14 protein-coding genes are annotated in these 13463 nt (G+C 67.4%); 7 read left to right on the top strand and 7 right to left on the bottom strand.

Annotated elements, in window-relative coordinates; translation table 11 throughout:
- The first annotated feature begins 143 nt into the window (after positions 1–143).
- Entirely contained in the window at positions 144–1334 is a 1191-nt protein-coding gene (locus tag A5713_RS25240) for a hypothetical protein (protein ID WP_068099025.1), read from the top strand.
- A 9-nt stretch (positions 1335–1343) separates the two neighbouring features.
- Positions 1344–1985: a hypothetical protein gene (locus tag A5713_RS25235; protein ID WP_068099024.1), complete on the top strand. Its 642-nt coding sequence runs from the start codon at positions 1344–1346 to the stop codon at positions 1983–1985.
- Positions 1986–2063: 78 nt separating this feature from the next.
- On the opposite strand, the gene arc is transcribed toward A5713_RS25235, so the two are convergent.
- A complete protein-coding gene (gene arc / locus A5713_RS25230; RefSeq protein ID WP_068099039.1) occupies positions 2064–3893 on the bottom strand; it encodes a proteasome ATPase in 1830 nt (609 codons plus the stop codon).
- Between the two features lie 322 nt (positions 3894–4215).
- Here arc and A5713_RS25225 point away from each other — a divergent pair, with 322 nt between their 5' ends.
- Positions 4216–4812: a hypothetical protein gene (locus A5713_RS25225; protein WP_068099023.1), complete on the top strand. Its 597-nt coding sequence runs from the start codon at positions 4216–4218 to the stop codon at positions 4810–4812.
- 8 nt (positions 4813–4820) lie between these two features.
- Positions 4821–5114, top strand: coding sequence for a DUF503 domain-containing protein (locus A5713_RS25220; protein WP_067919995.1), 294 nt, complete (start codon positions 4821–4823; stop codon positions 5112–5114).
- On the opposite strand, the gene trmI is transcribed toward A5713_RS25220, so the two are convergent.
- The gene (trmI, locus tag A5713_RS25215) at positions 5111–5953 is read right to left on the bottom strand and encodes a tRNA (adenine(58)-N(1))-methyltransferase TrmI (protein ID WP_068099037.1); all 843 of its coding nucleotides are present in this window, start codon (positions 5951–5953) and stop codon (positions 5111–5113) included. The two genes, A5713_RS25220 and trmI, sit on opposite strands and share 4 nt — an antisense overlap.
- 73 nt (positions 5954–6026) lie before the next feature.
- Here trmI and A5713_RS25210 point away from each other — a divergent pair, with 73 nt between their 5' ends.
- The gene (locus tag A5713_RS25210; RefSeq protein ID WP_068099038.1) at positions 6027–6899 is read left to right on the top strand and encodes a RecB family exonuclease; all 873 of its coding nucleotides are present in this window, start codon (positions 6027–6029) and stop codon (positions 6897–6899) included.
- A gap of 268 nt (positions 6900–7167) precedes the next feature.
- Entirely contained in the window at positions 7168–8463 is a 1296-nt protein-coding gene (locus tag A5713_RS25205; protein ID WP_068099022.1) for a DEAD/DEAH box helicase, read from the top strand.
- 20 nt (positions 8464–8483) lie between these two features.
- Here the strand turns inward: A5713_RS25205 and A5713_RS25200 are convergent, their stop codons facing one another.
- The 5 genes from A5713_RS25200 to A5713_RS25180 form a co-directional block, all read right to left on the bottom strand.
- Complete coding sequence (locus A5713_RS25200; protein ID WP_068099021.1) at positions 8484–9857, bottom strand: FAD-containing oxidoreductase; 1374 nt, start codon at positions 9855–9857, stop codon at positions 8484–8486.
- Positions 9858–9881: 24 nt separating this feature from the next.
- Positions 9882–10391: a DUF4126 domain-containing protein gene (locus tag A5713_RS25195; RefSeq protein ID WP_068099020.1), complete on the bottom strand. Its 510-nt coding sequence runs from the start codon at positions 10389–10391 to the stop codon at positions 9882–9884.
- Between the two features lie 115 nt (positions 10392–10506).
- The gene (hisG, locus tag A5713_RS25190; protein WP_068099019.1) at positions 10507–11364 is read right to left on the bottom strand and encodes an ATP phosphoribosyltransferase; all 858 of its coding nucleotides are present in this window, start codon (positions 11362–11364) and stop codon (positions 10507–10509) included.
- A 2-nt stretch (positions 11365–11366) separates the two neighbouring features.
- Positions 11367–11648, bottom strand: a complete 282-nt coding sequence (locus tag A5713_RS25185) for a phosphoribosyl-ATP diphosphatase (RefSeq protein WP_068099018.1) — start codon at positions 11646–11648, stop codon at positions 11367–11369.
- Positions 11649–11704: 56 nt separating this feature from the next.
- Complete coding sequence (locus tag A5713_RS25180; protein WP_067918376.1) at positions 11705–12307, bottom strand: TetR family transcriptional regulator; 603 nt, start codon at positions 12305–12307, stop codon at positions 11705–11707.
- A gap of 316 nt (positions 12308–12623) precedes the next feature.
- On the opposite strand from A5713_RS25180, the gene A5713_RS25175 reads away from it, so the two are divergent.
- The gene (locus A5713_RS25175) at positions 12624–13463 is read left to right on the top strand and encodes an ABC transporter permease (RefSeq protein ID WP_068099017.1); all 840 of its coding nucleotides are present in this window, start codon (positions 12624–12626) and stop codon (positions 13461–13463) included.

Below are 13463 nucleotides of genomic sequence, written 5' to 3'. Positions count from 1 at the left end.
CGTGCGGCGGGGCGTTGAGAAGGCGGGCAATCCAGCTCCACCCGCCGACGATGCGCCCCGTGCGGCGGGGCGGGCAACCGACGGATGTTTGCAGTCGCTCAACGCCCAGCGCAGGGGACTTGCCCGCCGTAGGGTGAGCCGGCATGGACCTAACTCTGCGCCGCTCGCCGCGCCGCCGGGGTTCGGCGAGCGGCGCGGCTGAAAGCTGGTTCCTGGAGCGGGGTTTGCCGTCCGTTTTGACCAGGCGTGCCCGGTGGCGGCGGCTGTGGCCGCGCTCGGCGCCCATGCTGGCGGCGTATGCGACGCTGCAGGCCTGCATCCTGCCGGTGTACCTGATCACCGGCGGTCACGACGTCGAGATCAGCGGTACCCCAACGACTTCCGAACTGGTCGTGCTGGTGATCGTCGGCCTCGTCCTCCCGCTGATGGCCCTCGTGGGCTGGCTGGTGTCCCGGTCGCGAAACGGCCGGGCACGCGCGGCGATCGCGACCGCGTCCGTTCTGTTCGCGGCCGGCGTCGGGGTGACGACCGCGGACGCCGCGCAACTGCAGCAGGACGCCGCCGTGATCGCCCTCGTGCTGATCCTGACCGGCCTCGGCGTCGGCTCGGTCGTCGGCTGGGCGGTGCGCATGATGCTGTCGCACTTCGCCATGGTGGGCGCGCTGGCGGTCCGGGCACTGCCGGTCGTGCTGCTGACCGCGTTGGTGTTCTTCAACACCTACGTCTGGTTGATGGCCGCGACGATCAGCGGGAACCGGCTGGGGCTGGCCATGGCCTTCCTCGTCGCCATCGCGGCCGCCTTCGTCGTCTCCGCCACGGTGGAACGGGTCCGCCCGATGCTGAAGTCGACGGCGGCCCTGCCCGCAGAGACCGAACACCTCGCCGGCACGCCGTTCGCGGCCATGCCGGACGCCACGGACTGCGCACCGCTGAGGAAAGCCGAACGCCTCAACGTCGTCTTCGTTCTGGCCGCTTCCCAACTGGCGCAGATCCTGGTGGTGGCGGTGGTCACCGCCGCGATCTACCTGATCCTGGGGCTGATCGTGCTCAGCCCCGAACTGCTCAACGAATGGACTCACACCTACAAGAGCACCGCGACGGTATTGGGATTCACACTGCCGGTTGCGGATTCGCTGGTGCACATGTGCCTGTTCCTCGGCGCGCTGACCTTCATGTACATCAGCGCCCGCGCAGCCGGCGACGTCGAGTACCGCTCCACCTTCCTGGACCCACTGATCGAGGACCTGCACACGACGCTGATCGCGCGCAACCGCTACCGTGGCGCCGCCGCGCCGCCCGCGCGTGCTGTTGACGGCACCGACGGCAGTGACTAACTTCACCGTGTGTCCGCCCCCCAATCCGACCACGTCGGGAAACACGCGCTCGATCTGGCAGGTAAACGCTACGGCGAAGTGCTGCTGGTAACCGCCGGCGAAGCCGGTCCGCAGGCAACGGTCTACAACAGCTTCCCGCTCAACGACTGCCCCGCCGACCTGTGGTCCGCGCTCGACCCACACGCCATCGCCGCCGAAAACGGTGTGGCCGCAGCCTTGCTGAACGGTCCCCGGTACTGGCTGATGAACGCCATCGAAAAAGAAACCCAGGGTCCGCAGGTGACGAAAACCTTCGGCGGGATCGAGATGATCCAGCAGGCCACGGTTCTGCTCTCGTCGATGAATCCGGCGCCATACATCCCCAACAAGGTCAACCGCCACACGGTGTTCGTCTTCAACGCCGGCGAACAGATCTTCGAGCTCATCGATCCGCAGGGACAGCGCTGGGTGATGCAGACCATGAGCCAGGTCGCCGACCCCAATCTGACGCGGGACGACCTGCCACGGCTCGCCGACCGTCTCGACCTGCCCGCCGGGTGGACCTACCAGCCGCGAGTGCTCACCGAGGAGCTGCGGGTGGACACCAGGAGCAGGGCGGCCCAGGTCCTGCAGGACAACCTGACCAACAGCTACTCGCTGGTGAGCGCGTGACCCCTGGCAGCACAGGGCCGGCACTCGAACCGTGGCGCGCGGTGCGCCCGGTTCGAGTGCCGGCGTGGCTGAACGGCCTTACAGGTACTGGCCGAGGTTGGATTCCGTGTCGATGGCCCGCGACGCGCTCGAGCTCTTGCCGGTGACCAGGGTGCGGATGTAGACGATCCGCTCGCCCTTCTTACCCGAAATCCGCGCCCAGTCATCGGGGTTGGTGGTGTTGGGCAGGTCCTCGTTCTCGGCGAACTCGTCGACGATCGAGTCGAGCAGGTGCTGGATGCGCAGACCCGGCTGCCCGGTCTCGAGCACCGACTTGATCGCGTTCTTCTTCGCCCGGTCCACGACGTTCTGGATCATCGCCCCGGAGTTGAAGTCCTTGAAGTACATGACTTCCTTGTCACCGTTGGCGTAGGTGACCTCCAGGAACCGGTTGTCGTCGATTTCGGCGTACATCCGCTCGACGACCTTCTCGATCATCGCCTTGATGCAGGCGCTGCGGTCCCCGCCGAACTCGGCGAGGTCGTCGGCGTGCAGCGGCAGCGTCTCGACCAGGTACTTCGAGAAGATGTCTTGCGCCGCTTCGGCATCGGGCCGCTCGATCTTGATCTTCACGTCCAGGCGGCCGGGCCGCAGGATCGCCGGGTCGATCATGTCCTCGCGGTTGGAGGCGCCGATCACGATGACGTTCTCGAGGCCCTCGACCCCGTCGATCTCGCTCAGCAGCTGCGGGACGACGGTGGTCTCGACGTCCGACGAGACGCCGGTGCCGCGGGTGCGGAAGATCGAGTCCATCTCATCGAAGAACACGATCACGGGCGTACCTTCGGACGCCTTCTCCCGCGCGCGCTGGAAGATCAGCCGAATGTGACGCTCGGTCTCGCCGACGAACTTGTTCAGCAGTTCGGGGCCCTTGATGTTGAGGAAGTAGGACTTCGCCTCGCGCGCGTCATCGCCACGCACCTCGGCCATCTTCTTGGCCAGCGAGTTCGCCACCGCCTTGGCGATCAACGTCTTCCCACAGCCCGGCGGACCGTACAGCAGCACGCCCTTGGGCGGGCGCAACGCGTACTCCCGGTACAGCTCCTTGTGCAGGAAGGGCAGCTCCACGGCGTCGCGGATCTGCTCGATCTGCCGGGTCAGGCCGCCGATGTCGGAGTAGCTGACGTCGGGCACCTCTTCGAGGACCAGGTCTTCGACCTCGGCCTTGGGAATGCGTTCGAACGCGTAGCCCGCCTTGGTGTCGACCAGCAACGAGTCGCCCGGCCGCAGCTTGCGCGGGCGGCTGTCGTCGTTGAGCGCGTCGGGGTGCCCCTCCGGGAGGTCCTCGGCGACCAGCGGCTCGGCGAGCCACACGATGCGTTCCTCGTCGGCGTGGCCGACGACCAGCGCCCGGTGCCCGTCGGCGAGTAGCTCGCGCAACGTCGAGATCTCGCCGACCGATTCGAACGTGCCGGCCTCGACCACGGTCAGCGCCTCGTTGAGACGAACCGTCTGGCCCTTCCGCAGCAAGGAGACGTCGATGTTCGGTGAACAGGTCAAGCGCATCTTGCGACCGGAGGTGAACACGTCGACCGTGTCGTCCTCGTGTGTACCCAGCAACACGCCGTAGCCACTCGGCGGCTGCCCCAGCCGATCGACTTCCTCCCTCAGCGCAAGTAGTTGCTGGCGCGCTTCTTTGAGCGTCTCCATCAACTTCGAGTTCCGGGCCGCCAGCGAGTCGATCCGGGCTTCGAGCTGATGCACATCACGTGCCGACCGGGTGCCGCCCTGCGTCCCGGCTGCGTGCTCGAGTTGCTCGCGCAGCAACGCTGCCTCGCGGCGTAGTTCTTCCAACTCGGCAGCATCGCCGCTGGACATGCCTGACTCGTGGGGGATACCGAATGATTCAGAACGCTCTGAGCCACCCATGTTGCGCTCCTTTCCCACACCTAATTGGCGCGGTGGATACTTCAAAGCTACCGGCGATTGGCCAATGATGTGCGGAGTCAAATACCCACGAAAAGTTAAGATTTTCGTCACGCTGGTAATCTCGGCCACTAATCTCGCTGATCGAAAGGGCCCTAGGAGGTGGCAGAGTGACCGCAAAAAGCCTCGCCACGGGCTTGGTCGGCACGACCGGCGCCGGCGTGGCGACCGCGAGTGTGAGTTCAGTTGCACCCGTTGGCCCCACCGCGCGGCGGGCACCCGCTTCGGCGAGCGCCCCTACCCCGCGACCGGCCTGATCGACTGGATGCACCGGCACCTGCGCGCGACCTTGAGTGCCGCCGCCGTCGTGGTGGCGGTCGGGATCTCGGGATGCTCGTCGCATCAACAACCCAGAATCGCCTCCTCCGCGCCCGCTGCGGCACCGGCCACGTCGAGCATCGTTGTCGTCTCTCCGACTACCCCGCTGCCGCCGCCCGAAGCCCTTACCGACATCTTGGCCCGGCTCGCCGACCCGAACGTACCCGGCATCAACAAGGTGAGTCTGGTCGAAGGCGCGACCCCCGAGAGCGCAGGCAGCCTGGACAAGTTCACCAACGCGTTGCGCGACAACGGCTACCTCCCCATGACCTTCGTCGCGCACGACATCGCCTGGTCGGACAAGACCCCCGCGGACGTGGTGGCGGCGATCGACGTCAACACGGCCCAGCCCGCTAACGGCAGCTTCCACTTCCCCATGGAATTCACGCCCTTTCAAGGCGGTTGGCAGTTGTCCCGGCGAACCGCCGAGATGCTGTTGACACTGGGCAACTCGACGGCGGTGCCGCCGCCGTCCAACCCTCCCCCGGCTCCGGCGCCCGCTCCCGAGCCGGCCCCTGTTCCGGCCCCGAGCCCGCCCGGTTGAGCCGCGGCATGTGGGTCGGCTGGCTCGAATTCGACGTGTTGCTGGGCGACGTCCGATCGCTCAAACAGAAACGGTCGGTGATCCGCCCAGTGGTCGCCGAACTGCGACGCAAGTTCAGCGTGTCGGCGGCGGAGACGGGTTCACCCGAGCTGTATCGACGGGCGGGAATCGGGGTGGCCACGGTGTCCGGTGACCGCAGCCATGCGGTCGACGTTCTGGACGCGGCCGAACGGCTGGTGGCCGCGCATCCGGAGTTCGAGCTGCTCTCGGTGCGGCGGGGGCTGCAGCGCAGCGACGACTAGCCGTCGCGGCCCTCGCGCTTGCGCCCCAACGGCGCCGGCGCGACCACGCCGGGCGCGAGCCGCCGCGTAAAAACCAGAAACGCAGTGTGCCCGCGCATCGAATGCTGGGGCCGGACTGCCAGGCCGACCACGTTCCAGCCGCGTTGCAGCGTCTCCCACGACCGCGGCTCGGTCCAGCACTGCTGCGCCCGCAGCGCCTCCACGACCCGCGACAGCTGGGTCACGGTCGCGACGTAGACCATCAGCACCCCGCCGGGAATCAGCAGCCGCGAGACCGCGTCGAGCACCTCCCAGGGGGCCAACATGTCGAGCACGGCGCGGTCGAAGGAGCCGTGGGGCATGTCCGAGTCGGCGACGTCGCTGACTATCAGCTCCCAGTTCTCCGGCGCCCCGTCGAAGAACACCGACACATTGCGGCGGGCGTGTTCGGCGTGATCGGCGCGCTGTTCGTAGGAGACCACCCGCCCGCCGGGCCCCACCGCGCGCAGCAGCGAGCAGGTCAGCGCACCCGAACCCGCCCCGGCCTCGAGGACGCGGGCGCCCGGGAAGATGTCGCCTTCGTGCACGATCTGCGCGGCGTCCTTGGGGTAGATGACCTGGGGGCCCCTGGGCATCGACATGATGTAGTCCACCAGCAGCGGGCGCAGCACCAGAAAGGGTGCGCCGTTGCTGGACTTGACCACACTGCCCTGCTCGAGCCCGATCAGCGCATCGTGGGCGATCGAGCCGCGATGGGTGTGAAACTCCGCGCCGGGCGTGAGCGACATCGTGTAGTGCCGGCCCTTCGCATCGGTGAGCTGGACGCGTTCCCCGACGGTGAACGGGCCGGTTGCGGACACGCCGTCTAGCGTGCCAGCCGACTCGCCGCGGGCGGTGCCCGGGGTTGTCGGCACCCGGTTCTACGCTGCGGGCATGACCGACCAACTGCAGGAGAGCGTGCGGTCGAGACCGGCGCTGTCGCCGTCGCGGGCGGCCGACTTCAAGCAGTGCCCGTTGCTGTACCGGTTTCGCGCGATCGACCGCTTGCCCGAGGCGCCGTCGGCCGCCCAGCTGCGCGGCTCGGTGGTGCATGCCGCCCTGCAGCACCTCTATGGGCTGCCCGCCGCGCAGCGCGATCCCGACACCGCCCTGTCGCTGCTCGAACCGGCCTGGGACCACGTGATCGCCTCGGCGCCCGACCTGGCCGGTGAGTTCGATCCCGAGCAGCGGGGCCAGCTGCTGGCCGAGGCACGCGCGCTGCTGTCCGGCTACTACCGGCTCGAGGACCCGACCCGCTTCGATCCGCAATGCTGCGAGGAGCGCGTGGAGGTCGAGCTCGCCGACGGCACGCTGCTGCGCGGATTCATCGACAGGATCGACGTCGCCGCTACCGGGGAGCTGCGCGTGGTCGACTACAAGACCGGCAAGGCGCCGCCGGCCGCGCGGGCCCTGGCGGAGTTCAAGGCGATGTTCCAGATGAAGTTCTATGCGGTGGCCCTGCTGCGCACGCGCGGCGTGCCGCCCACCCGGCTGCGACTGATCTATCTGGCCGACGGGCAGGTGTTGGATTACTCGCCGGACCACGACGAGTTAGTGCGCTTCGAGAAAACCCTGATGGCGATCTGGCGCGCCATCCAATCCGCGGGCCAGACGGGCGATTTCCGCCCCAGCCAGTCGCGGCTGTGCGACTGGTGCCCCCACCGGCAGCATTGCCCGCTGTTCGGTGGTACACCGCCGGCCTACCCCGGCTGGCCGGATTACGCGCTGGTGCAAGGTATTTCGCATCCAAACGAACCGGCAGCGTGACCTCTGACGGTTTTACCGATGTGACAAGGGTCATTACGGCATAACCACCCGGACGGAGTGGGTTCGGCGGAGAGTGCGATATGCTTTGTCAACGTTGGCGCCGAATGGCTTGCCAGCACGTCGTGATCGATTCGTTATTTCTTCTCAGATCCCCGCGGGGCGCCGAGTCCGAGATGACCAGGTGCGCACCGCACAGCCTCGAGTCGCGGCGATCGATGTTGCCAGACGGGCAATCTCGCTACCACCGACGCTTTAGGGAAACTGAAAAATGCTTGAAGACACAACTTTTGCTCACCTCGGGGTGAGCGCACCGCTGGTTGACGCGCTCGCCAAGGGCGGCGTCCACCGACCGTTCCCGATCCAGATTGAAACACTGCCGGACACGCTTGCCGGCCGTGACGTGTTGGGCCGCGGCAAGACCGGCAGCGGCAAGACGCTCGCCTTCTCGATTCCGCTGGTGAGCCGCCTCGATGCCGGCAACCGCCGGCCGAGCATGCCGACCGGGCTGGTGTTGGCGCCCACTCGCGAACTGGCGACACAGATCGCCGCGACCATCGCGCCGCTCGCCGCGGCTCGGGGCCTACGCGTGGCCACCATCTTCGGCGGGGTGCCGCAGCACAAGCAGGCCGCGGCGCTGAAGTCGGGCGTCGACATCGTCGTCGCCTGCCCAGGTCGCCTGGAAGACCTGATGAAGCAAGGCCTCGTCAAGCTGAGCGCGGTACAGGTGACGGTCATCGATGAGGCGGACCACCTCGCCGATCTGGGCTTCCTGCCCACCGTTACCCGCATCCTGGCGGCCACGCCCGCGGGCGGACAGCGGATGCTGTTCTCGGCTACTCTCGATGCCGCTGTCGACACCCTGGTCAAGCGATTTCTCACCAACCCGGTGACGCGATCGATCGCAGAGCCGACGTCCCTGACTCCCGCGATGACACATCACCTCTTCTGCGTCGACGGGCCGCAAGCGAAAAGGGATTTGGTACACCGGCTGGCTGCGGGAGACTCCCGGCGAATCCTCTTCATGCGAACCAAGCACCAGGCCCGGAAGCTGGCCCGCCAGCTCACCCAATCCGGCATCGCGTCGGTGGAGTTACACGGCAACCTGTCCCAGAACGTGCGCGACCGGAACCTGGCGGCGTTCGCGGCTGGACAAGCGCGAGTGCTAGTCGCGACCGACATCGCCGCGCGCGGCGTGCACGTGGACAACGTCGAGCTCGTGGTCCACGTCGACCCGCCCGCGGAGCACAAGGCCTATTTGCATCGATCCGGCCGCACGGCCCGCGCCGGCGCCTCCGGTGACGTGGTCACCATCGCGCTGCCCGAGCAACGCCGGGACACCGAATCGATGATGCGCAAGGCGGCCATCCGCGCCGTTCCCCAGCAAGTCACCGCAGCCTCCCCCGTCATCCACGCCCTGGCCGGCCAGCCCGCGCCCCGCCAGGCCGTCGCGCCCGCTCCGACGGAGGTCCGTCGGTCGGCGCCCACCCCCGCCGCCCCGCGCGGCGCGTCGGGCACTCGTCCCAGGCGGCGCCGGTCCCGTCGGCCGGCACCCACCGCGCGCTAGATTGACGGTGGCGATCGCCACTAGTCCCCTAGCGGTGTCATCTCCTGCAGCATGGTGGGAACGAGTTCGCTGACGGTGGGATGGATGTGCATGGTCCGCGCCAGCGTCGTGTAGGGTGCCTTCGCCGACATGACGTCGAGGATGGCGTGAATCGCCTCGTCACCACCGACGCCGAAGATGGCCGCTCCCAGGATCTCCCGCGTGTCGGCATCGACCACGACCTTCATGAAGCCTTGCGTCTCACCCTTTTCCACCGCCCGGCCGACTCGTGTCATGGGCCGCTTACCAACCAGCGCCTTGCGGCCCGATGCGCGGACTTGGTCGACGGTCATCCCCGCGCGCCCCAGCGGAGGGTCGATGTAGAGCGCATAGGCGGTGATGCGGTCGCTCACGCGCCGCGGGTCACCGTCGAGCAGGTTGGCGGCAACGATCTCGAAATCGTTGTAGGAGGTGTGGGTGAAGGCCCCCTTACCGTTGCAGTCCCCCATCGCCCAAATGTGCTCGACGTTCGTCTTGAGTTGGTCGTCGACCACGATGTAGCCACGGGCGTCGGTTTGCACGCCGGCAGCTTCCAGCCCCAAGTCGTCGGTGTTGGGCCGCCGGCCCACGGCCAGTAGCAGGTGACTCCCGGCGATGGGGACGGCGCCCGCGCGCGGCGTGAGCTCGAACCCGCTGTCGGTCTTATTGATTCGCACGTCATCGGCGCCGACGACGACGTCGATGCCCTCGTCCTCCAGGATGTCCCGGACGGTGGCGGACACGTCCTCGTCTTCCCGCGACGCCAGGCGCGCACCCCTCTCGACCACCGTCACCCGGGCCCCGAAGCGCCGGTACATCTGCGCGAACTCCAGCGCGATGTAGCTGCCGCCGAGGATGACCAGATGGGCCGGCAGCGCGTCCAATTCGAGAATCGAGACGTTGGTGAGGAACTCCACGTCGGACAGCCCCGGAATGTCGGGGACCACGGCGCGGCCACCGACGTTGAGGAAGATGCGGTCGGCGCGCAGCAGGTCGCCGTCCACGCTGAGGGTGTGCGGATCCTCGAACCGGGCGTGCCCGCGAAAGACGGTGCAGCCGTCCATGCCCGCCAGCCAGTCCTCGACACCCTTGCGGTCGCCCAGCATGATTTCGTCTTTGCGCGCCTTGACTTTCGCCATGTCGACGCTGACCGGCCCGGTCGCCACGCCGTAATCGGCCCCGCGGCGGGCCAGGTGAGCGGCGTGCGCGCTGGCCACCAGCGTCTTCGTCGGGATGCATCCGGTGTTGACGCAGGTGCCGCCGATCAGTTTGCGCTCCACCAGCGCGACCCGCTGCCCGGCAGCGGTCAGTCGCCCCGCCAGCGGTGGGCCGGCCTGACCGGCGCCGACGATGATCGCGTCGAAATGCTTTGTCACTTAAGGGCCGTCACTTAAGGGCCGTCACTTAACGGCCGACAGCAGGTATTCGGTCAGGACGTGCCCCGTCACCGCGGCGATGGCGAGTCCGCCGACGATCGCAACCGCGTCCTCCAGCAGCGCGATGGGCAGGTCCTTGCCGGCCACCGCGGCCAGCCGCTTGCGTGCCTGGTAGCCGCCGAGGGTGCCGAGCACCGCGCCGATCACGCCCGCACCCAGCGCGGAGAAGGTCCAGTGCGGCCAGGCGCCCAGGGCCGCGCCCGCCAACCCACCCATGACGATCCGGGCGGCGAAGATCGGTGGCGCCGTGCGGGCCGGCGTCTTGGGCAGCTTGTCGTTGACCAGTTCGCCGACGGCCAGAACGCTGAACACGACGACGGTGATGATGTTGGCCATCCAGGAGGCCCACGTGCCGTGCAGGTCGATCCAGCCCAGGTAGGCGGCCCAGGCGACCACGGCGGGAGCCGTCAGCGAGCGCAGCCCGGCGACGACACCGATCAGCAAAGCCAGCAGCAGAACAAGCGCATGTGTCACGAAGACCCTCCTGGGGAACGACCCGGCAACGTTAGGGATGACGGCCCATGGGCGTGACACGGGCAAGCAGCCCTAGGCGGACGCTAACACAACCGCAGGCACCGCACCCATGCGGTCAGAACCGGCAGAACCTGATGTCGGACGCCAGAATCGCTTTGGCGCCGATGGCGGCCAGCTCATCCATGATCTCGTTGACACCCCGACGCGGCACCAGCGCGCGGATGGCGACCCAATCCGGGTCGGCCAGCGGCGCGATGGTCGGCGACTCCAGCCCGGGCGTGATCGACGTGGCCCTGTCGAGCACGGACCGCGGGCAGTCATAGTCGAGCATCAGATACTGCTGCCCGAACACCACGCCCTGGATCCGCGCCACCAGTTGATCGCGCGCCGCCCGCGTCCCGTCCTGGCCGTCCGGATCGGCGCGTTCGATCAGCACCGCCTCCGAGTCGCACAGCGGGTCGCCGAAGGCCACCAGGTCGTGCAGGCTCAGGGTACGGCCGGAGCCGACCACGTCGGCGATGGCGTCGGCCACCCCTAGCTGCACCGAAATCTCCACCGCCCCGTCGAGCCTGATGACGGTGGCCTCAATGCCCCGTTCCGCCAAGTCTTTTCGGACCAGATTCGGGTAAGCGGTGGCGATCCGCTTGCCGGCCAGATCGGCCGTCGTCCAGTCGCGCCCGGCCGGTCCGGCATACCGGAAACTCGACGACCCGAAACCCAGCGCCAGGCGTTCGCGCACGGGCGCGTCCGAGTCGCGGACCAGATCCCGCCCGGTGATGCCGAAGTCCAGCTGCCCCGAACCCACATAGATCGCAATGTCTTTGGGCCGCAGGAAGAAGAACTCGACCTGGTTCACCGGGTCGATGACGGTGAGGTCCTTGGAATCGGTGCGGCGCCGGTAGCCCGCCTCCGAGAGAATCTCGCTGGCCGGCTCGCTCAGCGTGCCCTTGTTGGGAACCGCAACGCGCAGCATGGTCACAGCTTCCGGTACACGTCGTCGAGGGACAGGCCACGCGCGATCATCAGCACCTGCATCCAGTAGAGCAACTGGCTGATCTCCTCGGCGAGCGCCTCGTCGGGCTCGTGCTCGGCGGCCAGCCACACCTCGCCGGCCTCCTCCAGGATCTTCTTGCCCAGCCCGTGTATGCCGCCGTCCAGCGCCGCAACCGTCGCGCTGCCGGCCGGCCGCGTGCGCGCACGCTCACCGAGTTCGGCGAACAGATCCTCGAACGTCTTCACGGCCAGCGATTGTTTCACGCGGTGGCGAGCAAAGTCACGGCGGTTTCACTCCAGCGCGGTTTTCAGCCGTCCGGTCAGTCGAATCCGGCGAGCGTGATCCGCAACGCCTCTTCCAGTTGGACGTGAAACGGTGGGCTCGCGGTGATATCCGCGCTCAGCCACCCATCGAGAACGAATTTGACTGTGGCCAAACTCGTGTGGACCAACAGCGCGGGCCGGATGTCGACCGCCGCATCGACATCCATCCGGTGTGCGACCTGCTCGATCAGACCGCGGTGGTCGGCCTCGCTGACTAGCACGGACTTGCTCAACAGGTGGGGCGCCGTCGCGACGGCGTGGCGCCACGGATCGAGGTCGTCGACCTCGCTGACATCTCTGGCGTGCGTGACGAACAGCTGAATCAGCGCCTCGACCGGCGACTCGTGTGGGGGCCGCGCGCTGTAGGAACCGACGATCTCGGCGGCCGCCTCCCGGACCGGATCGACCAGCAGGCCTTCCTTGGTCGGCGCATACCGGAAATAGGTGCTGATGGAAATCCCGGCGGCCGCCGCGATGTCCTCCGTCGTCACCGCCTCGAAGCCGCGCTCGGCGAAAAGCCGGTGCGCGGTCTGCTGGATCTGGGAGAGCAACGCGGCACGGCGGCGATCCCGCAGCGAGCCAGTGTTTGCTGACGGCATGCCATCACCTTCGTCAATCCGACATTGAAACCCTACGGTGCCGTCCAACGACGAACTCAGATGAGTGACTCTACACTATTGAAAGTCCCTATCAAGTACGCTAATGTGATGCAGCACACACCGATGAACTGCGGATTCTTGGGGCCTGTTGACACTATTTTAATAAGGATGCGCGTCAATCCGCGTCAAAGGCGCCCGAAGTCGTCTGCTCGGCACTCAGGGATTCAAGGGGTGGGAAGAGGGCCGATGAAAACGGTAGCCGATACGCCATGGCCCGTGCCATGAGTTTGCTGGCTGGCGTCCAGCTCACGCCACTATGACGACACAAGTCGATGGCGTCGCCGCCGTTCGGGACTGGTCGGTCGGGTACGTCAGACGTCACCCGATCGCCTCGCTGACGACGGTCGGCGAACAGTTCATCTTGGGTGTGCGCACCGTTCAGTACTTCTTCTTCGACCTGATGACCGGGCGTTTCCAGTGGCAGGAGTTCGTCCGGCAGGGCGCGTTCATGGCGGGCACCGCCGTGCTGCCGACGATCCTGGTGTCCCTGCCGATCAGCGTCACCCTCTCCATCCAGTTCGCGCTGCTGGCCGGCCAGGTCGGGGCCACGTCGCTGGCCGGGGCCGCCAGCGGGCTCGCCGTCATTCGACAGGGCGCGTCGCTGGTGGCCGCGGTGCTCATGGCGTCGGCCGTCGGTTCGGCGATCACCGCCGACCTGGGTTCGCGAACGATGCGCGAGGAAACCGACGCGATGGAGGTGATGGGCGTCTCGGTGATCCGCCGTCTGGTCGTCCCCCGCCTCGCCGCGGCGGTGATGATCGGCGTGGCCCTCACCGGCGTCGTGTGCTTCGCCGGATTCTTCGCGAGCTACATGTTCAACGTGTACTTCCAGAACGGCGCGCCGGGCAGCTTCGTGTCGACGTTCGCGTCGTTCGCGACGACCGGCGACATGATCTTGGCGCTCGTGAAGGCGATCGTGTTCGGCGCCATCGTGGCCATCGTGTCGAGCCAGAAAGGCTTGTCCACCAAGGGCGGACCGACGGGCGTGGCGAACTCGGTGAACGCGGCGGTGGTCGAGGCGATCCTGCTGCTGATGATCGTCAACGTCGCGATCAGTCAGCTCTACATCATGTTGTCGCCCAGGACGGGGCTGTGA

It is taken from the genome of Mycobacterium sp. E2497 (assembly GCF_001668695.1).
In the GTDB taxonomy this organism is placed as follows: domain Bacteria; phylum Actinomycetota; class Actinomycetes; order Mycobacteriales; family Mycobacteriaceae; genus Mycobacterium.
Note: the sequence above shows the minus strand (reverse complement) of the source record. Positions and strands in the feature narration are given on the sequence as shown.